General features: G+C 63.3%; 22 protein-coding genes. 11 read left to right on the top strand and 11 right to left on the bottom strand.

Annotated elements, in window-relative coordinates; translation table 11 throughout:
* Positions 1–58 precede the first annotated feature (58 nt).
* The 7 genes from C8D77_RS09315 (at position 59) to apnL (ending at position 8,376) form a co-directional block, all read left to right on the top strand.
* Positions 59–886 carry a phosphogluconate dehydrogenase C-terminal domain-containing protein gene (locus C8D77_RS09315; protein WP_109661668.1) on the top strand — a complete coding sequence of 276 codons (828 nt, stop codon included), beginning with the start codon at positions 59–61 and terminating at the stop codon, positions 884–886.
* Between the two features lie 331 nt (positions 887–1,217).
* A complete protein-coding gene (locus tag C8D77_RS09310; RefSeq protein WP_109661666.1) occupies positions 1,218–2,159 on the top strand; it encodes a D-ribose ABC transporter substrate-binding protein in 942 nt (313 codons plus the stop codon).
* Positions 2,160–2,252: 93 nt separating this feature from the next.
* Positions 2,253–2,897, top strand: a complete 645-nt coding sequence (locus C8D77_RS09305; protein ID WP_109661664.1) for a DUF2291 family protein — start codon at positions 2,253–2,255, stop codon at positions 2,895–2,897.
* Positions 2,894–4,447: a sugar ABC transporter ATP-binding protein gene (locus C8D77_RS09300; RefSeq protein WP_109661661.1), complete on the top strand. Its 1,554-nt coding sequence runs from the start codon at positions 2,894–2,896 to the stop codon at positions 4,445–4,447. The genes C8D77_RS09305 and C8D77_RS09300 overlap by 4 nt, the downstream gene beginning before the upstream one ends.
* On the top strand, positions 4,440–5,504 hold the full coding sequence (locus C8D77_RS09295) for an ABC transporter permease (RefSeq protein WP_109661659.1): 1,065 nt from the start codon (positions 4,440–4,442) through the stop codon (positions 5,502–5,504). Before C8D77_RS09300 ends, C8D77_RS09295 begins: the two co-directional genes overlap by 8 nt.
* A 2-nt stretch (positions 5,505–5,506) precedes the next feature.
* Complete coding sequence (locus tag C8D77_RS09290; protein WP_109661657.1) at positions 5,507–6,541, top strand: Gfo/Idh/MocA family protein; 1,035 nt, start codon at positions 5,507–5,509, stop codon at positions 6,539–6,541.
* Entirely contained in the window at positions 6,538–8,376 is a 1,839-nt protein-coding gene (gene apnL, locus C8D77_RS09285) for a D-apionate lactonase (protein ID WP_109661655.1), read from the top strand. The genes C8D77_RS09290 and apnL overlap by 4 nt, the downstream gene beginning before the upstream one ends.
* 2 nt (positions 8,377–8,378) lie before the next feature.
* Here the strand turns inward: apnL and C8D77_RS09280 are convergent, their stop codons facing one another.
* On the bottom strand, positions 8,379–9,092 hold the full coding sequence (locus tag C8D77_RS09280) for a transcriptional regulator NanR (protein ID WP_109661653.1): 714 nt from the start codon (positions 9,090–9,092) through the stop codon (positions 8,379–8,381).
* 185 nt (positions 9,093–9,277) lie between these two features.
* On the opposite strand from C8D77_RS09280, the gene oiaX reads away from it, so the two are divergent.
* The 4 genes from oiaX to dhaL all read left to right on the top strand — a co-directional run bounded on the left by oiaX (position 9,278) and on the right by dhaL (position 13,648).
* Positions 9,278–10,528 (top strand): 3-oxo-isoapionate-4-phosphate decarboxylase OiaX, encoded by a 1,251-nt coding sequence (oiaX, locus tag C8D77_RS09275; RefSeq protein ID WP_109661650.1) that lies wholly within the window; start codon positions 9,278–9,280, stop codon positions 10,526–10,528.
* Positions 10,529–10,532: 4 nt separating this feature from the next.
* Complete coding sequence (locus tag C8D77_RS09270; RefSeq protein WP_109661648.1) at positions 10,533–11,867, top strand: four-carbon acid sugar kinase family protein; 1,335 nt, start codon at positions 10,533–10,535, stop codon at positions 11,865–11,867.
* A 116-nt stretch (positions 11,868–11,983) separates the two neighbouring features.
* On the top strand, positions 11,984–12,991 hold the full coding sequence (locus C8D77_RS09265; RefSeq protein WP_109663222.1) for a dihydroxyacetone kinase subunit DhaK: 1,008 nt from the start codon (positions 11,984–11,986) through the stop codon (positions 12,989–12,991).
* Between the two features lie 15 nt (positions 12,992–13,006).
* Complete coding sequence (gene dhaL, locus C8D77_RS09260; RefSeq protein WP_109661646.1) at positions 13,007–13,648, top strand: dihydroxyacetone kinase subunit DhaL; 642 nt, start codon at positions 13,007–13,009, stop codon at positions 13,646–13,648.
* 23 nt (positions 13,649–13,671) lie between these two features.
* Here dhaL and derI read toward each other — a convergent pair whose 3' ends face one another.
* The 10 genes from derI to C8D77_RS09210 all read right to left on the bottom strand — a co-directional run bounded on the left by derI (position 13,672) and on the right by C8D77_RS09210 (position 24,465).
* On the bottom strand, positions 13,672–14,109 hold the full coding sequence (gene derI, locus C8D77_RS09255) for a D-erythrulose-4-phosphate isomerase (protein ID WP_109661644.1): 438 nt from the start codon (positions 14,107–14,109) through the stop codon (positions 13,672–13,674).
* Positions 14,110–14,143: 34 nt separating this feature from the next.
* Positions 14,144–14,911, bottom strand: coding sequence for a triose-phosphate isomerase (locus tag C8D77_RS09250; RefSeq protein WP_109661642.1), 768 nt, complete (start codon positions 14,909–14,911; stop codon positions 14,144–14,146).
* 65 nt (positions 14,912–14,976) lie between these two features.
* Entirely contained in the window at positions 14,977–15,915 is a 939-nt protein-coding gene (locus tag C8D77_RS09245) for a sugar phosphate isomerase/epimerase family protein (RefSeq protein ID WP_109661639.1), read from the bottom strand.
* Positions 15,915–17,432, bottom strand: coding sequence for a glycerol-3-phosphate dehydrogenase (locus C8D77_RS09240; protein ID WP_109661637.1), 1,518 nt, complete (start codon positions 17,430–17,432; stop codon positions 15,915–15,917). The genes C8D77_RS09245 and C8D77_RS09240 overlap by 1 nt, the downstream gene beginning before the upstream one ends.
* Positions 17,429–18,988 carry an FGGY-family carbohydrate kinase gene (locus C8D77_RS09235; RefSeq protein ID WP_109661635.1) on the bottom strand — a complete coding sequence of 520 codons (1,560 nt, stop codon included), beginning with the start codon at positions 18,986–18,988 and terminating at the stop codon, positions 17,429–17,431. The genes C8D77_RS09240 and C8D77_RS09235 overlap by 4 nt, the downstream gene beginning before the upstream one ends.
* Positions 18,989–19,090: 102 nt before the next feature.
* Positions 19,091–20,032 carry a D-ribose ABC transporter substrate-binding protein gene (locus C8D77_RS09230; RefSeq protein WP_013533072.1) on the bottom strand — a complete coding sequence of 314 codons (942 nt, stop codon included), beginning with the start codon at positions 20,030–20,032 and terminating at the stop codon, positions 19,091–19,093.
* 37 nt (positions 20,033–20,069) lie between these two features.
* A complete protein-coding gene (locus tag C8D77_RS09225) occupies positions 20,070–21,200 on the bottom strand; it encodes an ABC transporter permease (RefSeq protein WP_109661633.1) in 1,131 nt (376 codons plus the stop codon).
* A gap of 26 nt (positions 21,201–21,226) precedes the next feature.
* Positions 21,227–22,768 (bottom strand): sugar ABC transporter ATP-binding protein, encoded by a 1,542-nt coding sequence (locus C8D77_RS09220; protein WP_109661631.1) that lies wholly within the window; start codon positions 22,766–22,768, stop codon positions 21,227–21,229.
* Positions 22,765–23,421 carry a DUF2291 family protein gene (locus C8D77_RS09215; protein WP_109661629.1) on the bottom strand — a complete coding sequence of 219 codons (657 nt, stop codon included), beginning with the start codon at positions 23,419–23,421 and terminating at the stop codon, positions 22,765–22,767. Before C8D77_RS09215 ends, C8D77_RS09220 begins: the two co-directional genes overlap by 4 nt.
* 33 nt (positions 23,422–23,454) lie before the next feature.
* Complete coding sequence (locus tag C8D77_RS09210) at positions 23,455–24,465, bottom strand: sugar-binding transcriptional regulator (RefSeq protein ID WP_109661626.1); 1,011 nt, start codon at positions 24,463–24,465, stop codon at positions 23,455–23,457.
* Positions 24,466–24,620 lie beyond the last annotated feature (155 nt).

Here is a 24,620-nt window from a genome sequence, read left to right as displayed (position 1 = left end):
CCAGTTGATAAGTTGACGACGGGCGATACCGTCGGCTGAGATCAGGAGTAGTGACCAGATGACAACGATTGCGCTGTTCGGTGCCGGCGGAAAAATGGGCTACCGCCTGTCGACCAATTTTAGCGGATCGCCCTACACGATACGCCATGTCGAGGTCAGCGATGCCGGCCGCGAACGGCTGAAGACCGGACTGGGTTTCGACACGGTCAGCGCCGACGAGGCGCTCAAGGGTGCCGATGTTGTGATCCTGGCCGTTCCGGACACGCATATCGGCAAGGTGGCGACCAGCATCGAGAGCAAGCTGGTATCAGGCACGATGGTGGTGGTGCTCGACGCGGCGGCACCCTTCGCCGGCCATCTGCCCAACCGACCGGACCTCACCTATTTCGTCACCCACCCCTGCCATCCGCCGATCTTCAACGACGAAACAGACATGGCGGCCAAAAAGGACTATTTCGGCGGCGTCAAGGCCAAGCAGCATATGGTCAGTGCGCTAATGCAGGGGCCGGAAGAAGATTACGCCAAGGGCGAGGCGATCGCGAAAATCATCTGGGCGCCGGTCATGCGTTCACACCGTGTCAGCGTCGAACAGATGGCCCTGCTGGAGCCTGGCCTTTCGGAGACGGTGTGCGCCTCGCTGTTGGTGGTCATGAAGGAAGCCGTCGACGAGGTCGTGGCACGCGGCGTCGACAAGCAGGCGGCGCTCGACTTCCTGCTCGGCCATATGAATGTGCTCGGCGCCGTCATCTTCGGCGAGACCAAGGGCGTTTTCTCGGACGCCTGCAACAAGGCGATCGAATTCGGCAAGCCGGTGCTGATGCGTGACGACTGGAAACGCGTGTTCGAGCCGGAAGAGATCGCCGCCAGCATTCAGCGCATCACCTGAAAGAGGACAGGCGCTTGCCGCAGCGCCTCGATGCGTCGGCGTACAGATGCCGACGCTCGGTTTTCACCGCTCATCAGGTACATGTTACCTGAATTTGTGATTGACTCATCATACCAGTTGGCTTAGCTGTTCATGGCTCGGATCGACAGGGTTTCGCAGGGAGTTCGAAGCCTGGGCGAATGGGGGATGGCTGGGGAGCGACGATCCGTGGAGGGCAAGCCGGCAAACGGCTCTTTAGCCCGAAAGCGATCCGCCGCCCCCGCCGCCTGACGAATTCGGATGCCGACAGAGCCTTGGTTGACCAAGGCAATTTTTCAAACGGGAGGACTTCATGAAACTCACACGCAGAATGACGCTTGCGGCTTTCGCCGGCATGCTGGCGCTTGGCACGGCCGTGCCCGCCTACGCGGCGGATCTCATCGCCATCATCACGCCGTCGCACGACAATCCGTTCTTCAAGGCGGAAGCCGTCGGCGCCGAAGCCAAGGCCAAGGAACTCGGCTACGAGGCGCTGGTGCTGGTCCATGACGACGACGCCAACAAGCAGTCCGAGCTGATCGACACCGCGATCGGCCGCGGCGCCAAGGCGATCATCCTCGACAATGCCGGTGCCGACGCCACCGTCGCCGCCGTACAAAAGGCCAAGGACGCTGGCATTCCGTCCTTCCTGATCGACCGCGAGATCAACGCCACCGGCGTCGCCGTGGCGCAGATCGTTTCCAACAACTACCAGGGCGCCCAACTCGGCGCGCAGGAATTCGTCAAGCTGATGGGCGAGAAGGGCAATTTCGTCGAGCTGGTCGGCAAGGAATCCGACACCAATGCCGGCATTCGCTCCAAGGGTTATCACGACGTCATCGACGACTATCCGGATCTGAAGATGGTCGCCCAGCAGTCGGCCAACTGGAGCCAGACAGAAGCCTATTCCAAGATGGAATCGATCCTGCAGGCCAATCCCGACATCAAGGGCGTCATTTCCGGCAACGACACAATGGCGATGGGCGCCTATGCAGCACTTGCCGCGGCGAACCGCAAGGATGTCATCGTCGTCGGCTTCGACGGATCGAACGACGTGCGCGACTCCATCAACTCGGGCGGCATCAAGGCAACCGTGCTGCAGCCCGCCTTCGCGCAGGCGCAGATGGCGGTCGAGCAGGCCAACGACCTCATCAAGAACAAGAAGTCGCCGGCCAAGGAAAAGCAGCTGATGGACTGCGTTCTGGTCAATGGCGACAATGCCGCCAAGCTGGAGACATTCGCGCTGACGAACTGAGTCCGCGTGAGATGAACAGCGAGGGGCGAACCCAGGGTCGCCCCTCGCTGCCATTTTCCGTGGACCGCCCACGATGCTGAACGACAGGCCGCCATGCTGAACACCAAGCCGAACTGGCCGATCCTTGCCGTGATGGTCGGCATCAGCCTGACCGCCTGCAAGATCCTGCCGACGAAATCGGGAGATGGCGGCAACGCTCCCGCCTTCAATCCCGACAAGATAGTCGAGGAGATCTGGGCGGCAAAGGTCGTGCCTTATCTCCAAGAGAAAGCCGGGCCGTTTGCGCAGGTTCACACCCTGGCGACAACCGATGCGGCCGCTGCCGGCGCCAAATACGGCAATCCGAACAAGCAGGCGAACTCGCCATGGACTTTCGCGGTTCGCCTGGAAGGCAGGATCGTGGCGGCGAACACACAGTCGCGCGCGGCGACGGTCGATGTCGATGTCGACGGCGACGGCAAGGCCGATGCGCGGGTGCAGATCGGACCGGCGGTGCGCGGTACCGCGCTGCGCGACAGCCTGGACTTCATCCAGTTCAACGATTTCACCAACCAGATCGACTTCGCCCAGTTCGGCAAGGCGTTCAACAGCTACGCCGACAAGACGGTGCTGTCCAAGCTGCCGCGCGAGGCGCTGGAGGGCCGCAGCGCCAAGGTGGTGGGCGCCTATACGCTGGGCAGCGGCCAGGACCTGCCGCTGGTGACGCCAGCGGAGGCAGAGATCGGGCCGAAGCCATGAGCGCCGCAGAGCGCGACATCATCCTGAAGCTGGAGGACGTCTCCAAGGTCTATTCCGGCACCGTTGCGGTCAAGCGCGCCAATTTCGAGGTGCGCAAGGGCGCGGTTAACGTGCTGGTCGGCGAAAACGGCGCCGGCAAATCGACGCTGATGAAGATCATCGCCGGTGTCGAACGACCGACAGCCGGCCGCATTCTGCTGGAGGGCGAAGAGGTTTCCTTTTCGTCGTCCGGCGATGCGGTGAACCGCGGCATCGGCATGGTGTTCCAGGAGTTGAACCTGTTCGGCAATATGAGCGTCGCCGAGAACATCTTCGCCACCCGGGAGATCACCAACCGCTTCGGCAAGATCGACCGCGAGGAACAGGAAAACCGCGCGGCTGAATTTCTGGAACGCCTGCAGGCCGGCATACGGCCCGACATGCTGGTCGAGGATCTGCGCATCGGCCAGCAGCAGCTGGTCGAGATCGCCAAGGCGGTTTCGCTCGACGCGCGCATCCTGATCATGGACGAGCCGACCTCGGCGCTGAGCGCGGCGGAAGTCGAGATCCTATTCAAGGTGATCGCCGACCTCAAGGCGCGCGGCGTGGCCATTGTCTACATCTCGCACCGGCTGGAAGAGCTGATCCGCATCGGCGACTACATCACCGTGCTGCGCGACGGCCGCATCACCGGCCAGGAAGAGATGAAAAACGTCGACACGCAGTGGATCGTTCGCCAGATGATCGGCTCCGATGCCAAGGATTTCGCCAAGGCCGACGGCCATCTTCCGGGCGAAGAGATCTTCCGTGCCGAGGACATCTGTCTGCCGCGCGCTACCGGCGGGCTTGCCGTCGACCACGTCTCGCTGTCGCTGCGTGCCGGCGAGATCCTCGGCATATACGGCCTGATGGGCGCCGGGCGCAGCGAATTGTTCGACTGCATCATGGGCCGCCACGGCCATTCCACGGGCGAGATCTTCATTGGTGGCAAACAGGTCAAGGAGCGCGACACGACGCGGCGCATCCGGCGCGGGCTGGCGCTGATCCCCGAGGACCGTCAGCGCGAAGGGCTGGTGTCGATCCTCTCGGTCGCCAGCAACCTGACGCTGGCCAGCCTGTCGCGATTTGCCCGCCTGTTCCATATCCGTAGCACCGACGAAAGGCAGGCGGTGACACAGATGGTGCGGGAACTGGCGATCAAGGTCGCCGACCCAGCGCAGGAAGTGTCTTCGCTGTCGGGCGGCAACCAGCAGAAAATGGTGATCGGCAAGGCGCTGCTCACCGAACCCAAGGTGCTGTTGATGGACGAGCCCAGCCGCGGCATCGATGTCGGCGCCAAGGCCGATGTCTTCCGCACCATGCGTAAATTGTCCCGCGACGGATTGGGGATTTTGTTCGCCACCTCGGATCTCGATGAGGTGATGGCGCTGTCCGACCGCATCGCGGTGATGAGCAACGGAAAACTGACCGGCATGTTCGACCGCGCCGAGGCGACGGAGGCGGCACTCGTGGCTGCATCGGCACTTGGCCACGGACCGGCCCCACACACGGAGAGCACCGCCCATGACTGACATCCCAGCCAAGGCGGCCGCTCCCTCCGCTTCCAGCGGCTCGGTGTTGTTGACGCTGATGAAGCTCAGGACCTTCATCGCGCTGATCGCCGTCCTGATCTTCTTTTCGATCGCGGCGCCGAATTTCCTGTCGACCGCCAATCTGATCCTGATGTCGAAACACGTGGCGTTGAACGCGTTCCTGGCGATGGGCATGACCTTCGTCATCATCACCGGCGGCATCGACCTTTCGGTCGGTTCGATCGTCGGCCTGTGCGGCATGGTCGCCGGCTATCTTGTGCTCAACGGCATCGACCTGCAGATCGGCTACACGATCTATTTCAACGTCTTCGAGATCGCGCTGATCACGCTTGCCGTCGGCATACTGATCGGCGCCGTCAACGGATTGCTGATCACCAGGCTGAACGTCGCGCCGTTCATCGCCACGCTCGGCGTGCTCTATGTCGCGCGTGGCCTGGCGCTGCTGTCGTCGGATGGCCGCACCTTCCCCAACCTCGTCGGCAAGCCGGAGCTTGGCACCACCGGTTTCGGTTTCCTCGGTGCCGGCCGGCTGCTTGGCCTGCCGGTGGCGATCTGGATCCTGATCGTCGTTGCGCTGGGAGCGGCCTATCTCGCCAAGTACACGCCGCTCGGCCGCCACATCTTCGCCGTCGGCGGCAATGAACGAGCGTCGCGGATTTCGGGCGTCCGTGTCAACATGGTGAAGATGTTCGTCTATATGTTCTCCGGTTTCTGCGCGGCGATCGTCGGCCTGATCATCTCGTCCGAGCTGATGGCCTCGCATCCGGCGACAGGCGAAAGTTTCGAGCTCAACGCCATTGCGGCGGCCGTGCTCGGCGGCACCTCGATGTCAGGCGGCCGCGGCACGATCGGCGGCACCATTGTCGGCGCCTTCGTCATCGGCATTCTTTCGGACGGTTTGGTGATGATGGGTGTGAGTTCGTTCTGGCAGATGGTGATCAAGGGTCTCGTCATCATCGTCGCCGTCGTCGTCGACCAGGCGCAGCGCCGGCTTCAGCAACGTGTCACCTTGATGCAGATGGCAAAGGCAGGCTGAGCATGGCGGAGTTGCGTGGAGCATTGATCGGCTGCGGCTTCTTTGCCGTCAACCAGATGCATGCCTGGCGCGACATAGCGGGCGCCGCGATCGTCGCCATCTGCGACCGCGATCCGGAACGGCTCAGGATCGTCGGCGACCAGTTCGGCGTTGCGAAGCGCTATGCCGATGCGGCGAATCTTTTTGCCGGCGAAAGCCTCGATTTCGTCGATATCGCCACCACCGCGCCCAGCCATCGTCCGCTTGTCGAAATGGCGGCCGCCCATCGCGTTCCGGTGATCTGCCAAAAGCCGTTCGCGCCGACGCTTACCGACGCAAAGGCGATGGTCAGGGCATGCGCGGAGGCTGGCGTGCCGCTGATGGTGCATGAGAATTTTCGCTGGCAGTCGCCGATCCAGGCGGTGCGCGCCGTGCTCGACAGCGGCGAGATCGGCACGCCTTTCTTCGGGCGCATCTCCTTCCGCTCGGCCTATGACGTGTTTTCCAGCCAGCCCTATCTGGCGACGGGAAAGCGCTTCATCATCGAGGACCTCGGCATCCATAGCCTCGACATCGCCCGCTTCCTGCTCGGCGACGTCTCGACCATCACAACGCGAACCGCCCGCGTAAATCCCGGTATCGCGGGCGAGGACGTCGCGACGATGCTGATGGATCACAACAGCGGTGCCACCTCGGTGGTCGACTGCAGTTACGCGACGAAGCTCGCCACGGAGCCGTTTCCCGAGACGCTGATCGAGATCGACGGCAGCGACGGCACGATCCGGCTGGCGCAGGGATACCGGCTGACCGTCACCGGCAAGAACGGCACGGCCGTTACCGACGTCTCGCCGCCGCTACTGCCTTGGGCGTCGCGGCCATGGCACAACATCCAGGAAAGCGTCGTCGCCATCCAGCAGCACTGGGTAGACTGCCTGGCAAAAGGCATCGAACCGGCGACCTCAGGCGCCGACAACCTCAAAACGTTCGCGCTGGTCGAGGCCGCCTATGCCGGTGCTGCGAGCCGCGAGCCGGTGCAACTCGACGCCTTGCTGACATGACGGCCGACGCCTTCCTCCTCTACGGCACGCGTACGGTCGAGGCCGAGCCGGTCAGGCTGCGCGCCGGCGCGCTCAGCGCCGACTTCGTCAACGGCAATCTGCGCACCATCCGCCATGGCGGCACCGAAGTGCTGCGCGCCATCGCCTATATCGTCCGCGACCGCGACTGGGGCACTTATGAGCCAGCGTTGACGGACCTTATCATCGACCAGGGTGCCAACGCTTTTTCAGTCAGCTATTCGGCAAGCTGTGTGGCCCTCGATGGAAGCCGGCTCGGCTTCCGCGCCACCATCAAAGGCTCCGCCGACGGCCGTCTGGTCTTCGACGTCAGCGCCCTCCCCGAAAGCGATTTCGAAACCAACCGCTGCGGCTTCTGCATCCTGCACCCGATCGCCAACCTCGCCGGCAGCCTGGTCACGGTCGAGCATACAGACGGCAACGTGGTGGCAACAAAGCTTCCCGAACTGATCGACCCCTGGCAGCCTTTCAAGGATATCCGCGCCATCACCCATCAGGTTCGACCTAGTGTCACCGCTGAATGCCGGATGGAAGGCGATACTTTCGAAATGGAGGACCAGCGCAACTGGTCGGACGCCTCCTACAAGACCTATGTACGGCCGCTGGCGCTGCCTTGGCCGTACGTGCTGCCTGCCGACCAACCGCTGCGCCAGACGATCAGCCTGAGCATCACAGGTGAAGGCGAAGCGCCGGCTGCCGCCGTGGCCAGCGAAGCGGTCCGCGTCGAGCTCGGCGAGGCCGGACCAAGGCTGCCCGATGTCGGCGTGGTCATCTATCCCGAGGATGTCGAGACGGCGCTGGCGAACCTCTCCACGCTGACGACACTCGGCCCACAACAGCTGCTGTTTCACTACGATCCGACGCGCGGCCACGGGCTCGATGCTTTGCGCGCTTTCGCCCGGCTCGCAAATGCCTACCCAGCTGAAACGTCCCTCGAATGCGTTGTTACCTGCGCTGGCGATCTTGACGCCGAATTGTCAGGCGTCGCCGGGCTCGTACGCGAGGCCGGGCTGAAACTCTCGGCTATTGCCGTGTCGCCCTCGGTCGACCGGCAGTCGACGCCGCCGGGCAGCGCGTGGCCGGACTGTCCGCCGCTCGACGACGTTTATGCGGCGGCGCGGCGCGCCTTCCCCGACATCCGCCTCGGTGGCGGCATGTTCAGCTATTTCACCGAACTCAACCGCAAGCGCGTGCCGGCAGACCGGCTCGATTTCGTCACCCATTGCACCTGTCCGATCGTGCATGCCGCCGACGATCTCAGCATCATGCAGTCGCTGGAGGCGCTGCCTTTCATCACCCAATCCGCACGGGCGATCTTCGGGGCGAACCCATACCGGATCGGACCATCGACCATCGCCATGCGGCAGAACCCCTATGGCGGCGCGACCAAGCCCAATCCCGGAAGACAGCGCATCGCCATGGCCGACAGCGATCCTCGCCATACCGGCCTGTTCGCCGCGGCGTGGACGATCGGCTATGCCGCACGCGTCGCGCCCGCCGGACTGGAACAGCTCACGCTCTCCAGCTTCACCGGACCGTTCGGCGTGCTGGCGTCATCCGGAGAACCCGTCGCGGAACGATCACCCCGGCCGCTCTTCAGGGCTATCAAGGGGCTTTGCGAACTGGCCGGCCTTGCGCATGTGCCGGCAAGGACGAGCGATGAGACCAGAGTGCTGGCGCTGGCTGGACGCTCGGCCTCGGGCAAGACTGTCGCGTGGCTGGCGAACCTGACGGCGGACGACGTGCGGGTCGACATTTCAGCTTTTGGCCCAGACCATCTCGTGATGACGCCTTATGCGATCACCCGGCTCGGCTGAAATTACTTTTCGGAGTTCATCACATAGAGCGCGCGCGAGCGCTCGAGATGCTTGATCATCGCCTTTTCGGCGCCGTCCGCATCCATCTTCTCGATGCGGCCGATGATCTCTTCATGCTCGGTCAGCGTGAACTGTTCCTTGCCGGTCCAGATCAGCATTTCGGTGTGATACTCCTTCAGCCAGCCCAACATCGCCTCGCTGACGGCGACATAGATCGGGTTGCCGGAGATCGCGGCGATCTGGGTATGGAACTTCATGTCGGCGGAGATGAAGGCTTCGGAGTTGCCACGAAAGCCGCGCTGTTCTGCAACGGTGGCCCGCAGCCGCTGCACATCCTCGGCGGTGGCCTTTTCGGCGGCTTCCCTGACCATGCCGCGCTCGAAGAAGATGCGCGCGGTCTTCAAATGCTCCAGCGTGTCTTTCGATGACGACAGGATGATCTTGGCGGCGCCATCGACCTGCTTGATGATCGACTTTGCCGTGAGCTGCAGCACCTTGGCGCGTTCGCCATGCGAGATCGCGACAAGGCCCATATTGCTCAGCGCCTGCATCGCCTCGCGGATCGCCGGTCGGCCGACCTCGAAGCGCTCCATCAACTCACGCTCCGACGGCATGTCGTCGCCCGGCATCAGCTCGCCGCTGGTGATCAGGCGCTTCAGTCGCAAGAAGACCTCGTCGGAAAGCTTGCGCCGGACAATCGGTTCCGAACGGTTCATCGTCGCGAATCACTCCCTTGACCCGGCCCTATCTAACACTGCCGCCACATTTCCTGGAAATTGCCGTCTGTCGATCTGCCTAAAACTTCCAGTCGGATATGCCTTGCAATACTTATGTACTCATTATACCAGATTTAGAACACCGGTGAACCTTTTTCGAACGCCTCGGCCTGAGACAGCAGACCATGATCACCCTCACCTATCGCATCGAAACGCCTGGAAGCATTGAAACGCTCGCGGCCAAGATCGCCAGCGACCAGTCGACCGGCACCTTCGTCGCGCTGCCCGGCGAGACCGAAGAGCTGAAGGCCAGGGTGGCGGCGCGTGTGCTGGCGATACGGCATTTGCCCGACGCCGAGCGGCCGTCAATCCCCGATGACAGCAACGGGCCATTCAGACGTGCGGACGTCGATATCGGCTTTCCGTTCGATGCCATCGGCACCGACCTTTCGGCATTGATGACGATCGCCATCGGCGGCACCTATTCGATCAAGGGCCTCACAGGCATCCGCGTCGTCGACATGAAGCTGCCGGAGGATTTTCGCGGCGCGCATCCCGGCCCACAGTTCGGTGTCGCCGGCAGCCGCCGGCTGACTGGTGTGACGGACCGCCCGATCATCGGCACCATCGTCAAGCCGGCGCTCGGCCTGAGGCCGCACGAGACGGCGGCAATGGTGGCGGAACTGATCGCCGCCGGCGTCGATTTCATCAAGGATGATGAAAAGCTGATGAGCCCCGCCTATTCGCCCCTGTCGGAACGGGTGAAGGCGATCATGCCGCTCATCCTCGATCATGAGCAGAAGACCGGCAAGAAAGTGATGTATGCCTTCGGCATCTCGCATGCCGACCCGGACGAGATGATGCGCAACCACGATATGGTGGCGAAGGCCGGCGGCAATTGCGCTGTTGTCAACATCAATTCCATCGGTTTTGGCGGCATGACGTTCCTGAGAAAACGCTCCCGCCTGGTGCTGCATGCTCACCGCAACGGCTGGGACATCCTCACCCGCCACCCGAGCCTTGGCATGGACTTCAAGGTCTGGCAGCAGTTCTGGCGGCTGCTTGGCGTCGACCAATTCCAGATCAACGGCATCGCCTCAAAATACTGGGAGCCGGATGACTCTTTCGTCGAGTCGTTCAAGGCAGTGACGACACCGATCTTCTCGCCCAAGGACTGCGCCTTACCGGTGGCGGGCTCCGGCCAGTGGGGCGGCCAGGCGCCCGAGACATATGCGCGGACCGGACGGACGGTCGATCTTCTCTATCTCTGCGGCGGCGGCATCGTCAGCCACCCCGACGGACCGGGCGCCGGCGTGCGTGCCGTGCAGCAGGCCTGGCAAGCAGCCGTCGACGGCATTCCGCTGGCGGACTTCGCCTTGAGCCATCCCGAACTGGCACGGTCGATCGAAAAATTCGGCGACGGCAAGGCAGCCTGAGGCCATGCAGGACCTGCTTCTCAGCTATTATGGCGACGATCTGACCGGCTCGACCGATGTCATGGAGGCGCTAGAACTCGGCGGCGTGCCGACCGTGCTGTTCATGCGCCAGCCGGACGCGGCCTTGCTGTCGCGATTCGCGCATTGCCAGGCGATCGGACTGGCCGGCACCAGCCGCAGCGAGACGCCGCAGTGGATGGACACGCATCTGCGCGAAGCCTTCGCCTGGCTGAAGACGCTGAAAGCCGCGATCTGCCACTACAAGGTCTGCTCGACTTTCGATTCCAGCCCGACGATCGGCAGCATCGGCCGAGCGATCGAGATCGGCCGCGCGGTGTTCGCGCAGGACAGCGTGCCGCTGCTGGTCGGTGCGCCACAGCTCAAGCGCTACACCGCCTTCGGCCATCTGTTCGCCGCCTATCGCGACCAATATTTCCGCATCGACCGTCACCCGGTGATGAGCCGCCATCCGACGACGCCGATGGATGAATCCGATCTGCTGATCCATCTGTCGCGGCAGACGGCGCTGAGCTCCGGGCTGGTCGACCTCGCAACGCTGCAGTCCGCGTCGCGGTCGGTGGCCTTCGACCGCCTGACCGGAAACGGCACCGCCATCGTGCTTGTCGATGTCGACAATCTGGAAACGCAGGCCCTGGCCGGCAAGGAGCTGTGGCGCGTTCGCAAGCCGGGCGGTTCTTTTGTCGTCGGCTCGTCCGGGGTCGAGTATGCGTTGCTGGCCGAATGGGCGTCGAATGGTATCGTCAGCGCGGGGCAAGGCTTCACGCCGCCGGGCACAGCCGAGCGGATAGCCGTCGTGTCGGGCAGCTGCTCGCCGACCACCGAACGGCAGATCCGGCATGCCCTGACCGACGGCTTCGACGGCATCGAGGTTGACCCTGTCGAGCTGGTTTCGCAGGCGTCGGAGAAGGCGATCGCACGCGCAACGGCAAGCGGCCGTGCCAGTCTGCAAGCCGGGCGCAGCGTCATCCTCTACACCGCGCTTGGCCCCACTGCCGACAGGGGCGCCGAAATCGACCGACAAGAAGGCGCCCGCCACAAGCTTGGCCGCGGCCTCGGAGAAATCCTTCGCAGCCTGACGATCGAACAGAGCCTGCGGCGCGTGGTCATTGCCGGCGGCGACACGTCGAGCCACGCACTCGGCGGGATGGGTGTCGATGCCCTGACAATTCGCATGCCGCTGCCCGCTTCGCCGGGGTCCCCGCTTTGCGTTGCCCATTCACGCGTCAAGGCGATCGACGGACTGGAGGTTGCGCTCAAGGGCGGCCAGGTCGGAACCGATCGCTATTTCTCAGCCATTCGCGACGGCCTCGGCGATTGAAACGGCCGACGCTGCGTCCAGGTGCCGGCCTCTAGGCACGAAATGCTCCTTGCCGGGTGGAAATCCCGGTAACACCCGGTAGTATCTGCGAAAATGCCGAAATCGGGAGGATGCGGGTGCAGACCAAGAAGATCATCAACGACGGCAACCGAGCCGTCGACGAGATGCTGGAAGGCATTCTCGCCGCGCATCCCCGCCATCTCAAAAGCGTGGACGGCAGTCCACGCTCCATCATCGCCCGCGACGGACCACGCCAGGGCAAGGTGGGCCTCGTCATTGGCGGCGGCTCGGGCCATGAGCCGAGCTTTCTCGGCTTCGTCGGCAAGGGATTGGCTGACGCGGCGGCCATCGGCAATGTCTTTGCCTCGCCGCCGCCAGACCCGATCCTCGAATGCGCCAAGGCAGTCAGCGGCGGCGCCGGCGTGCTGTTCATGTACGGCAACTATGCCGGCGACGTGATGAATTTCGACATGGCCGCCGAGATGGCTGCCATGGACGACATCGAGGTGCGCACGGTGCTGAGCACCGACGACGTCGCCTCGGCACCGCGCGACCAGCGGCACAAGAGACGCGGCGTCGCCGGCAATTTCTTCATCTTCAAAGCGGCAGGCGCCGCCTGCGACAAGATGTTGTCTTTCGATGAATGCGAGCGCATCGCTAGCAAGGCCAACGACCATACCTTCACCCTGGGCGTGGCGCTGTCGCCCTGCTCTCTGCCACAGACCCGCCGGCCGAATTTCGAGATCGGTCCGGACGAGATGGAGCTCGGCATGGGCATCCATGGCGAGCCCGGCATCGCGCGCGAAAAGTTGAAAACAGCCGACGAGATCACCGACGAGATGCTGGACAGGATCCTCGACGAAATGGCGCCGACGCGGGGCGACAAGGTCGCGGTGCTCGTCAACTCGCTCGGCTCGACGCCGCTGATGGAACTCTACATCATGAACCGGCGCGTGAAGCAGAGGCTCGACGACATCGGTGTGTCTATCCACGCAAGCTGGGTCGGCAATTACTGCACCTCGCTCGAAATGGCCGGGGCCTCGATCACGCTGCATCGGCTGGACGGCGAGTTGCAGACGATGCTGGACCACCCTTGCGACTGCGCCATGTTTCGCGCCGGCTGAACCTGGGACAATAACATGACGACAATCGACACCGCCCGCCTTGTTGCGATGTTCGCAACGATCGCAACCGCCACGTCAGCCGACAGGGACCGGCTGTGCGCGCTTGACGGGGTTATCGGCGATGCCGACCACGGCATTGCGATGGAGCTTGGATTTTCCGCGGCGCGCGATGCGGTTGCCGCACTGGACACCGGAGCGACCGATCCGACCACTTTGCTCAACACGGCGGCAAAGTCGTTCCTGAATGCCGTCGGCGCCTCCTCGGGTCCGCTCTATGCCACTGCTTTCATGCGCGGCGCGGCAGCCGTCAAGGGCAAGACAACGCTTGATGACGCGGACGTGGTCGCCCTGTTCCAGGCCATGGCGAAGGGCATTCAGGATCGCGGCAAGGCCGAGCCAGGCGAGAAAACCATGATCGATGCATGGGCGCCGGCAGCGCAAGCGGCGGGCGAAGCGCTGGCCTCCGGCAAGAGTCTTGCGGGCAGTCTCGAGGCTGCGGCGCAGGCGGCAAAAGCAGGCGCGGAAGCGACCAAGGCGATGGTCGCCACCAAGGGCCGGGCCTCCCGCCTCGGCGAACGCTCGCTTGGCCATATGGACCCGGGCGCCGCTTCGGCCGTGACCGTGATCGAGGCGATACGGGTCACCTTGACCGACTGATCAGCAGCGGACCGCCGCGTCTTTCAGCGCTTGGCGTCGAGCTTGTCGACGGCCTGCACGTTTGCGGCAGACGGGCCGTTCGGATCGAACTCCGAGGCCAGCCACGCGTCGGCGATCGATTTCGCCAGTTCCGGGCCGATGACGCGGGCGCCCATGGTGATGATCTGGGCGTTGTTGGACTTGGCGGCGCGCTCGGCGGAATAGGTATCGTGGGTCAATGCGGCGCGAATGCCCGGAACCTTGTTGGCGGAGATGCTGACGCCGATGCCGGTGCCGCAAAACAGGATGGCCCGGTCGTAGTTGCCGTCCAGAATTTCGTGGCCGACTGCGGCGGCGATATCGGCGTAGAATCCGGCCTGGCTGAGATCAACGACCTGCAGCTCGGGCTTGGTGGCGAGATGCTTGGCGATGACGTCAAGCAGCGGCTTGCCGGCGCTGTCGGCTCCGAGTGCGATCCTCATGATAATGAACTCCTTTGCTTTCGTGTCGTAGCAGTCAGCGCGCGATGGCGGCCGACGCTTTTTTCAGAATGTCGATATAGCCTTCTGCTTGCCACGCCGAGCGGCCGATGAACAGCCCGTCGATATGCGGCTGGCCGATCAGTTCGGCTGCGTTGCCGGGATTGACGCTGCCGCCATAAAGCACAGGCGGGGCAATCGGCAGCCGGTCGGCGGCGACCTGCTTGATCAGTGCCTGCTGCTTGTCGGCATAGTCAGCACTTGCGGGAATGCCCTTCTCGCCGATCGCCCAGACCGGCTCGTAGGCAAAGAGGATTTCTGCCTTCAGTTGATCACCGCCGAGCTCCCGCAGCGCGCCGAGAACCTGTGCCGTCAACACCGCCTCGGCGCGGCCGGATTCACGCTCGGCCAGCGTCTCGCCGACGCAGATCAGCGGTACGAAGCCATGCTTGACCGCCGCCGCCGTTTTCAGTCCGACAGTCGCATCCGTCTCGCCGAAATGCTCGCGGCGCTCGCTGTGGCCGAGTTCGATCACATCCAGCCCGCAGTCTTTCAACATCACTGGCGAAATCTCTCCCGTCCAGGCGCCGGCGTCAGCCCAATGCATGTTCTGGGCGCCGACCTTTACGCGGGTCTTGGCCAGCGCCCCCTTGACCTGGCGCACGGCGGTGAAGGGCGGGATGACGAAAGGCTGTATCGCCTGATCGAAGTCAGGCACGAAGGCCGCTAGCGCATCGGCGAACCGCAATGCCTCCGACAGCGTCTTGTTCATCTTCCAGCTCGTGCCGACCCAATATGGGGCCATTCTTCTTCTCCTTCGATACTTTTTGCGAGCCGACATCGGCGCCGGCTTTCGGGCGACGTGTTCGCTCAGGCCCGAGGCTTGAGACTGTCGCGACCACTGTCGACGTAAGGCGCCCAGAAATCCACCGACTCGCGGATCATCTCGATAACCTGATGATCGACTGGTTCCCTCTCCCTGAAGGAAAGTTCAAGGCAAATTTCATTGTCGGTTCCGCCGCCTTGCCGAACCGCATCCAGCAGCTTTTGCGGAACTATGCGGCCGTCCTTGTTGTAGGCGGCCGTGAACGGCCAGTGCCCGCCCTTGTTCATGGAAGACTGTTTGATGTGGATGATCGGCGATTGCAATGGAAACGCCTTCGCCCAGGCATAGGGATCGGTGTCGGCGGGATCGGCCGAGGTCACGTCGCCATGATCGATATCCACCATCATCTTCATCGGTATGGGCAGCTTCGCCGCGTCGATGGCGCCTTGCAGCGTGACGCAGCTTTCGATCGTGTGGCCGAACTCACGGCCGACCGACATCGGCTCCCAGAACAGGTATGTCAGGCCCGCCGCCCTCGCGTGCTCGGCCACCTCGCGCCAGCATTCGAGCGCGATGTCGAGCAGTGCCGCCCGCCGTTGCGGATCGTCAAAGTCCTTGTAGGTGAAGATCGCGAACTGCGTGCCCATGCCTGACGCGCCGAGCTCGGCGGAAATGTCGGCGAAGGTCTTGAACCAGTCGACATAATAGCGCCGGACATCCGCATCCGGGTGGCCGAAATGGTTGAGCCGGCCATAGGGTCCGGTCATGCCGGAAGTGATCCTGACACCGGTCCGCGAAAGCGCGCTGTTGAACAGGCGCAGGAATTTGACAATCGTCGCCGCCGGCCAGCCCGGATTGACGAATTCATGCGTCAGCTGCACATCGCGGATGCCGATGCCGTAGGCGATCGCGTCGATCAAATCGTCTGGATCGGCGAAGCGGTTGACCAGTGGATTGGTGTTGAGGGAAAGCGTGAAGGCCATCAGTCTGCCGCCGCCATTATGTTACCGAACCAGTCTTCGAATGCTTTCCGCTCGGCTGCATCGATATGCAGGCCATGTTTGGTGCGGCGTTCCAGGATATCGGCTGATGTGCCGGCCCATTCGGTCTCGGCCAGGAACCTTGCCTCCCGTTCATACAGATCGGGCCCGAAGCGGCGGCCAAGGTCCGCTTCGCCATGCGCGCCGGCGAGCAATTTTCTGGCGCGGGTGCCGTAGCTTCGGGCGTAGTGCTTCACCAGCGAGGGGCTGAGCCACGAAAACTCGGCATGCAAGTCGCTCAGGAACTGCTCGAAGTCCGCATTGGGAAGGTCGCCTCCCGGCAAGGGAATTTTGGCCGTCCAGGCTTTCTTCATCGTCGGAAAGAACGGCTGGATCTTTTCCAGCGCATGTTCGGACAGCTTGCGGAAGGTGGTGATCTTGCCGCCGAATACCGAAAGCAGCGGTGCGTTGCCATTGGAGGCGTCGAGTTCGAAAATATAGTCGCGCGTCACCGCGCTTGGATTGTCGGCATTGTCGTCATAGAGCGGACGCACGCCGGAGAAACTGTAGACCACGTCCCGTGGTGTCATCTGTCGCTTGAAATAGCGATTGACCACCTTGATCAGATAGTCGACTTCGCTTGCCTCGGCGGCCACTTCTTCGGGCCTGCCTTCGTAGGGAATATCGGTCGTACCGATCAGCGCCAGATCGTTCTCATAGGGATTGACGAAGATCACCCGCTTGTCGTTGTTCTGAATGAGATAGGCCTGCCGCCCCTCCCAGAATTTGGGCACGACGATATGGCTGCCTTTCACCAGACGAACATTGCGGGTGGAATTCTGCCCGGCGACGCGGCTGACAATGTCGTTGACCCAAGGGCCTGCCGCGTTGATCAGCGCCCGCGCGCGGACTTTCGTGACGGCGCCCGTGCGGCCGTCCTGCATGTCGATCGACCACAGTCCGTCTTCGCGGCGCGCCGCGACACAAGCCGTGCGCGTGAGTACCCTTGCGCCGCGCTGCCTGGCGTCCAGCGCGTTGAGCAGCACCAGGCGCGCATCGTCGACCCAGCAGTCGGAGTATTCGAAACCGCGCCTGAATTCATCCTTGATGGGAGCGCCTTCCGGCGCCGTCCTCAGATCAAGCGTTCTTGTCCCCGGCAAGCGTTTGCGGCCGCCAAGGTGGTCGTAGAGAAACAGCCCGAGCCGGACCAGCCATGCCGGCCTGTCCTGCGGGCTGTGCGGAAGAACGAAGCGCATCGGCCAGATGATGTGCGGCGCCGCCTCGAGCAGCACCTCGCGTTCGATCAGCGCTTCACGAACCAGCCTGAATTCATAATATTCGAGGTAGCGCAGGCCGCCATGCACCAGCTTGCCGGAGCGCGAGCTGGTGCCTTGAGCGAGATCGTCCTTTTCGCACAGGATGACGGACAGCCCGCGACCTGCCGCGTCACGCGCTATGCCGGCCCCATTGACGCCGCCGCCGATCACGAAGAGATCGACGACATCTGTTGTATTGCTCAAGACCTTGCTCCTGTGCGGTGCGCCATGCCCTTCCACACCGGCCTAAGCGCCTGACGCGCTGCAACGAAGGAAGGGAAGAGCGCATCGTAGGTTTGCGACAGCGCCTCGTCATAGGCATCGCAGTCGCCGAGAAGCGGCGTCACCCACTCGGCGGCGCAGTCTTCCATAGAGCCATAGACGCCGAGCCCGACCGCGGCCATCATCGCGGCGCCCGCGGCGCCCGCTTCCTGGCGGCTGCTGGTACGCACCTGCGCCCGGGTCGCCGCGGCGATGATGCGGCGTAGCGACGGGCTGCGCGCGGCGCCGCCTGACAGGCGGATCTCGCTCGGCACGGCGCCCATCGCCTGGTAGCAATCGCGTGCGGCGAAGGCCAATCCTTCGAGCACGCCGCGTGCCAGATCGCCAAAGCCATGCTTGACCGAAAGGCCGATGAAACCCGCGCGCGCGTCAGGGTCGACGAACGGCCCTCTCTCGCCGGCCAGCGATATGTAAGGCTGGTAAATCAGCGATCCAGGCTCCGATGCTTCCACCCAGACGTCGAGTGCCTTCAGTAAGTCGTCATGAGAAGGTTTGCCGCCAGCCGTGGCGAGCACGTCGCGCGCAAGGCCAAGCAGCCAGTCGATGTTGAGTGTCGCCGCCATGTTGGACTGCAGTTGGGCAAAGGCGCTGGGAACAGGCATGGCGATCGTGTAGCCGGAGCCATCGTCGTTCAAAACGACATCGTCGGGAGTGGCGGCGAAGCGCGTGTGTATGCCGGTCGAGCCGATGACCGTGCAGCCGACATTGCCTGAGGGATCATAGAGGCCGGCTCCGAGCGCCGTCATGACCATATCGACGTAACCCAGCACAACCGGCGTGCCTTCGAGCAGGCCGGTCTCTGCAGCCGCCGATCGCGACAGCGGATGATGGGCTGTGGTGCCTTCGAGCATGGGAGGCAACAGGCGGCGATGCGTCGTCAGGTCCAGGATGTCGAGGGCTTCGTCGGAATAGCTGCGCGACCGAAAATCGCCGAAGGTGAAGGTTCCCTCGGAGGGATCCGTTGCGCGTTCGGCCGTCATCTTGAAGTAGAGCCAATCCTTGCAATGCAGAGCGGTTGCCGCCCGCTCCAGCATGTCGGGATGGTTCTTTTTCATGAAGGCAAGCTGGGCGCCTTGCTGGCAGGAATTCAGCCCCGTGCCGGTCAGCTCGAACCGCCTGCGATCCCGGGGATCGGCGCGCATCTCGTCCACCAAATGTCCGGCGCGGGCATCGAGCCACAGCCAGGCGCGCGAGACAGGCAAGCCGTCGCCATCGATCAGCCAGGTTCCGTCGCCCTGCCCGGTGATGGCCACCGCCGCGGTTCGTTGCGCGAGGTCGGGAACCTTGGCCGCCAGATCGCGAACGGTCCGCGCCATGTCGCGCCAGGTCTGGTCGAGGTCCTGCTCGGCGCCGCCGCCTTCCAGCGTGACGAAGCTGTTGGGCACAGACGTCATGGCGAGCTGCCGCCCGGACAGATCGAAAGCGATCGATTTGATCACCGACGTGCCCGCGTCGATGCCGATCAGCAGGTCTTTCATGACACAAATTCCGGTTGGTTGCTAAGGCAGTGCACGAGGGCGGTCTTGTTCATCTCGTAAAAGAGGCAGGGAGTGTCCGCAAGGACACCCCCTGTGCAGGTTTTATTCCGACAGCACGAAGGGTGCCGTGTACTTGTCGACATTGTCCTTGGTGATGAGAAGGCAATCGAACAGCTGCTTCTCGGTCGCCGCACCGGTGGCGCCCGTCTTGATGAACGAGTCCGCCTGCTGCACGGCCTTGGCCGAGAAGATGGCGACCGGCTGCAGCACGGTGTACTGCAATTCGCCGGACTTGATCGCCGCAACCGCATCCGGGGAGCCGTCGAAGCCGCCGACCTTGATGCCAGCGAGCTTGCCGGCTTCCTTCAGCGCCGCAACCGCGCCAAGCGCCATTTCGTCATTGCCGCTGATCACGGCGATGATGTCAGGATTGGCCTGAAGCATGCTCTGCATCTTGTCGTGGCCCTGGGTACGATCCCAGTTGGCGACCTGCGAAGCAGCCTTTTCGAGATCCGGATACTGGCTCAGCACGGTCGCGTAGCCATTCGAGCGCGTGGCCGCATTGTTGTCCGACGGGGCGCCGAGCAGTTCGACATATTTGCCCTTTTCGCCGACTGCCTGCACCCACTGCTGGGCACCGAGAGCAGCACCCTGGGCATTGTTGGAGACGAGCTGACCCTTGGCGAGGCCTTCCTGATTGATCTCGGCATTGACGAGGAACACCGGGATGTTGGCTGCAATCGCCTTCTTCACCGCGCCGACCGAACCGTCGGCGTTGGCCGGGTCAAGGATGATCGCCACCGACTTGTTGGTGATGGCGGTGTCGATCAAATTGCTTTCCGTGTTGGTGTCGCCCTTGTGAGCGCCGACATTGGCCGTATAGCCGAGCTTCTCGGCCTCGGCCTTGGCGACGTTGCCCTCGGTCAGCCAGTAGGGGTTGGCCGGATCGTTGACGATGATCGAGATCAGGCCCGCGGCCGACGCGGCGGCAGTGAACCCGACGACCATCGCGGCGGCAAGCAGACTTTTCAGCATGGTTTTCATGTACATTCCTCCAATGATTACGCGGTGTTGCTGCCAGTCACCTGGCAGTCTTCCCTTGGGCAGGATTGGCCGTTTCGGCCTTCCCCCGTTTCTGAGAAGTCGGTTGGCCACCTGTCGCGCTTGGGAGCTTGCTGCGGCGGCGATACTGAACGGCATTGAGGAGCACGGCGAGCACGATGACCGCGCCCGTGAACACTGTCTGCCAGTAGGATGAGATGCCGATGATCACCAGACCGTCGGACAGGAAGCCGATGACGAAGGCCCCGAGCAGGGTTCCGCGGATATTGCCGCGCCCACCGGTCAGCGCCGCTCCGCCGATGACGACGGCCGCGATGGCCGTCAGTTCGTAGGTGGTGCCGGCGGTCGGTCCCGCCGAGGTCAGCTGCGAGGACAGGATCAGGCCGGCAATGGCGGCGCAGATACCTGACAGCACATAGACGGAAATCTGCACCGTCTTGACCGGAACGCCGGACAGTTCGGCCGCGCGCTCATTGCCGCCCGAGGCGTAGAGCCAGCGCCCGAAAGCGGTGCGGTTCAAGACGATGCTGCCGATCAGCGCGATGACCACGAGAACCACGACACCGGTCGGCACGCCGAACAGGCGGTTGAAGCCAAGCGCATCGAAGCCGGTGTTTCCAAGCTCCGGTTTGCCGCCGAGATTGTTGTAGGTCAGACCGCTGGTCATAAGCAGCGCCAGGCCGCGCGCCATGTACATGACGCCGAGCGTCGCCACGAAGGCTGGAACCTTGAAGCGCGCGATGAGCACGCCGTTGATCAGCCCGACAGCAGCGCCCAGCATGCAGGCCAGCACCGCGACCACCCAGACCGGCGGATAGAGGACGACGCCCAGCCAGGTCAGCGTCACGCCTTGCATCAGGAAGCCGGCAACGACGCCGGCCAAGCCCAGCGTCGACCCCACCGACAGGTCGATGCCGCCATTGAGGATGACGAGCAGCATGCCGACCGCGAGAATCCCGAAGATGGCGACATGCGAGGCCATGGTCAGGAAATTCGCCACCGAGAGGTAGTAGGGCGACAGGATCGAAAACACGACGATGATGACGATCAGGGCAAAGAAGGCCCGGCCCTCGAGCAGCAGCTTGGCGAGATCGAAGCCTTCGCTCGCGCTTGAACTGGACTGTTTTCTGGCCTGGCTGACGTCGGTCATGGGTCTGGGCTCCGAAATTCTGGTGATCAGGCGACCACGGCTTCGCCGGAGGCGGCCATGATCTGCTCTTTGGTGGCGTTGGCGCCGAATTCAGCTGAAATCCTGCCACGCCGCATGACGACGATGCGGTGGGCAATGCTGAGGCACTCGTTGACCTCCGAGGTCGAGAAGACGACGGCAAGGCCCTGCGCGGCGCGTTCGCTCAGCAAGCGGAAGACTTCGGCCTTGGCGCCGACATCAATGCCGCGGCTCGGCTCGTCGAGGAGGATGACCTTGGGGTTGGTCGTCAGCATCTTGCCGATGACCACCTTCTGCTGATTGCCGCCCGACAGCGATCCGATCATGGCGTTGCCGCCGGCGGTCTTGATGGTCACCTTGCGGATCGAATCCTCGACCAGCCCACGCTCCCTGGAGCGGGACAGAAACAGCCCCTTGGCGAACGCTTCGATGCTGGCAAGCGAGAGATTGCGGCCGACGGTCATCGTTTGAACCAGCCCGTCGCGCTGGCGATCCTCGGGGACGAGCACAAGACCTCTGGAGATGCGCTGGGCGATGTTCAGTCCCGAAACGTCCTCGCCTTCCAGAAGCGCGCGGCCGCCCGCCATCGGCACCCGTCCGGCGACGGCTTCCAGTAGTTCCGTGCGCCCGGCGCCCATCAGCCCATAGATGCAGACGATCTCGCCTGCCCGGACATCCAGCGACAGGTGGTCGACGACGGAATAGCCTGAGCCCGAAGTGTCGACGACGCTGACATCCTCGATCGACAAGGCGACCTCGCCGAACTCATGACCGGTCGGCGGTGAGCCGAGGTCGAAGTTCTCACCGACCATGTTGCGCACGATCCACTCGAGGTCGATGTCCCTGGCTTCGGCCGTTGCCGTAATCGCGCCGTCGCGCAGGACAACCGCGTAGTCGGTGATCTGCAGCGCCTCTTCGAGGTGATGTGAAATGTAGACGATGGAGACGCCGCGGCTGGTCAAATCGCGGATCACCTTGAACAGCACCTCCACCTCTGTCGCGCTGAGCGCCGAGGTCGGTTCGTCCATGATCAGGATGCGGGAATCGACCGACAGTGCCCGGGCGATCTCGACGATCTGCTGTTGCCCCAGGCGCAAATCCTCGACCAGGGTCATCGGGTCGATGTCCTCTTCGAGATCAGCCATCAGCGCGCGCGCCTGGCGCTGCTCCTCGGCGAAGTCGAGGCCGGTCCTGGTGCGCAGTTCGCGGCCCATGAAGATGTTGTCGCGAACGCTGAGGTTCGGCGCCAGGCTGAGTTCCTGGTGGATGATCGAGATGCCGCGATCGCGCGCGTCCGAGGATGAGGAAAAACTGACGAGGTTGCCGTCGAGCACGATGTCGCCGGATGTCGGCGTGACCACGCCGGACAGGATCTTCATCAGCGTCGACTTGCCGGCGCCATTCTCTCCAAACAGCGTGGTGACCTTGCCGCGATGGATGTCGAAATTGACGCCCTTGAGCGCATGGACGCCGCCATACGACATGACGATGTTGCGCGCCGAAAGCACGGCGTCGCCATTCACAGATCCGGTGTCGGCAGCCGGTTTCATTTGACTTCCAAGCTCACGGGAGTGACGAGCCAACTCTTCGGGTTGACCAGCTTGAACGCGCCGACCACCGATATGGTCTTGCCGGTCAAGGCGTTAGTGTCGAGCTTTGCCAGGACTTCCTTCTTCATCTCGTTGTTCAGCGCCGAACCGGCATCCTGGTATTCGATCTGGTTGGTGAACTGGCCGAATGTAATCTTGCCGGTGGCGTCGCGCAGTTCCGTTCCGTTGATCGCCGGCCCGGTCTGCACGCGGATCATCAACGTATCCGGCACGCCGTCGACGGCGACCTTGTAGATGCCCGATTTTCCTTCGCCGACGACTCCGCTGAACTTGACCGAGATGACCGGTCCGACACCCGCAGGCACGCCGTATTCCTTTTCCGCCGTCGCTCTGTCCTTGGCGATCGCCGTCGCCACCGTCACCGCGTCGGCGGCGCGTGCCTCGACATCGGCCTGCACCTTGGGAAATTCCGACTTGCCGTAGTCAGTGGCGGAAAACACGGCACTGCGAACGTCGCCGGCGGAGCCGATCCTGACCACCTTGGTGTCGAGCGCCATGGCGCCGAGCAGGACGACAACCGCGGCGCCGGCAAGTGCCCGACGCAAGCCGGGCAAGGCCGGCCTGGTCGATGCGGTGGCGGCCTTCGCGCTCATGACGCAACCGCCAGCAAGGCAGATCTGCCGTTGTCACGCATTTGACGATCCTCCGTTCACATGGCGTTTCGCACCATTGGATTGGTTCTGTTCGACAAGGGCACGGGCGGTGGACTCGTCGGTGATCAGGCCGCTCAGATAACGGCTTTCGAGCACCGCCTTGATCGCGCGTACTTTGATCTTGCCGCCGGCGACGGCGACGATCCGGCGGCCTTTCAACTGGTCTCGCGGAAGCGCCAGGATTCTTTCCGACAGCGCCGTTTCCACCGGGCGTCCCTTGTCGTCGAAGAAGTGGGCGAGCAGCTCGCCGACGCCGCCATCGCGTTTGACCTCATCGATTTCGGAATGTTCGATCATGCCGGTAGCCACCAGCGAGGCTTCCCGCTCGGCGGTGCCTATGCCGACGAACATCAGGTCGGACCGGCCTGCGAGGTCGAAAACATCGCTGATGCCGCGCTGGCCAAGCAGCACCTCACGGTCCTCGGCGGTGTTGGCGACGAAGGGCACGGGCATCACATAGGCCTGCGCGCCGGTCCGCTCGGCCAGTCGATGCATGACGTCGTGCGGGTTGGCTGCGAATTTGCGCGTCACACCGCCAAGCAGCGAGACGAAACGGATATGGGCGGCGGCAGTGCGCGTCAGATATTCGACGCTTGCCGCTAGGGTGCGGCCGTGGCCGACGCCGATCAGCATATCCTCGCCGCGATCGATCTCGCGCTTCAGAAACTGCGCGCCGGCGATGCCAAGCGCCTTCAACGGCAATTCGTCCTGATCGAGATCAGGAACGACCTCGCAGTAATCGAGCCCGTAAGCATCGATCAGCTGCTGCTCGAGGTCGATGCATTCGCCGACGTCGCCGTCGATGATCACCCTGACAAGGCCGTCCTGGGTAGCCCGGGTGATGAGCCGATGCGCCTTGAGGCTGGTCAGGCCGAGCCGCTTGGCCACCTGGGCCTGCGTGAGACCCCCGGCATAGTGAAGCCAGGCCGCGCGCGTGGCGAGGCTGGATTCATGGTCGCGGTTAGCGGTTCCGCCGGATTTCAAGCCATCTCCTCCCTGAGATGATATTATTATCTTTGTGTGCAAAAATTTTCACATCCCTGCATCGCTGTCAATCCCTCGCCGGATTTGGTGCATACGCCCGCGGGGAATTCACAGCTCTCGCCCCTTCCCAAAACGCCGGTCTGCCAGCGTTTCGG

Origin of the sequence: Mesorhizobium loti, from assembly GCF_003148495.1 — a bacterium.
Classification (GTDB): domain Bacteria; phylum Pseudomonadota; class Alphaproteobacteria; order Rhizobiales; family Rhizobiaceae; genus Mesorhizobium; species Mesorhizobium loti.
Note: the sequence above shows the minus strand (reverse complement) of the source record. Positions and strands in the feature narration are given on the sequence as shown.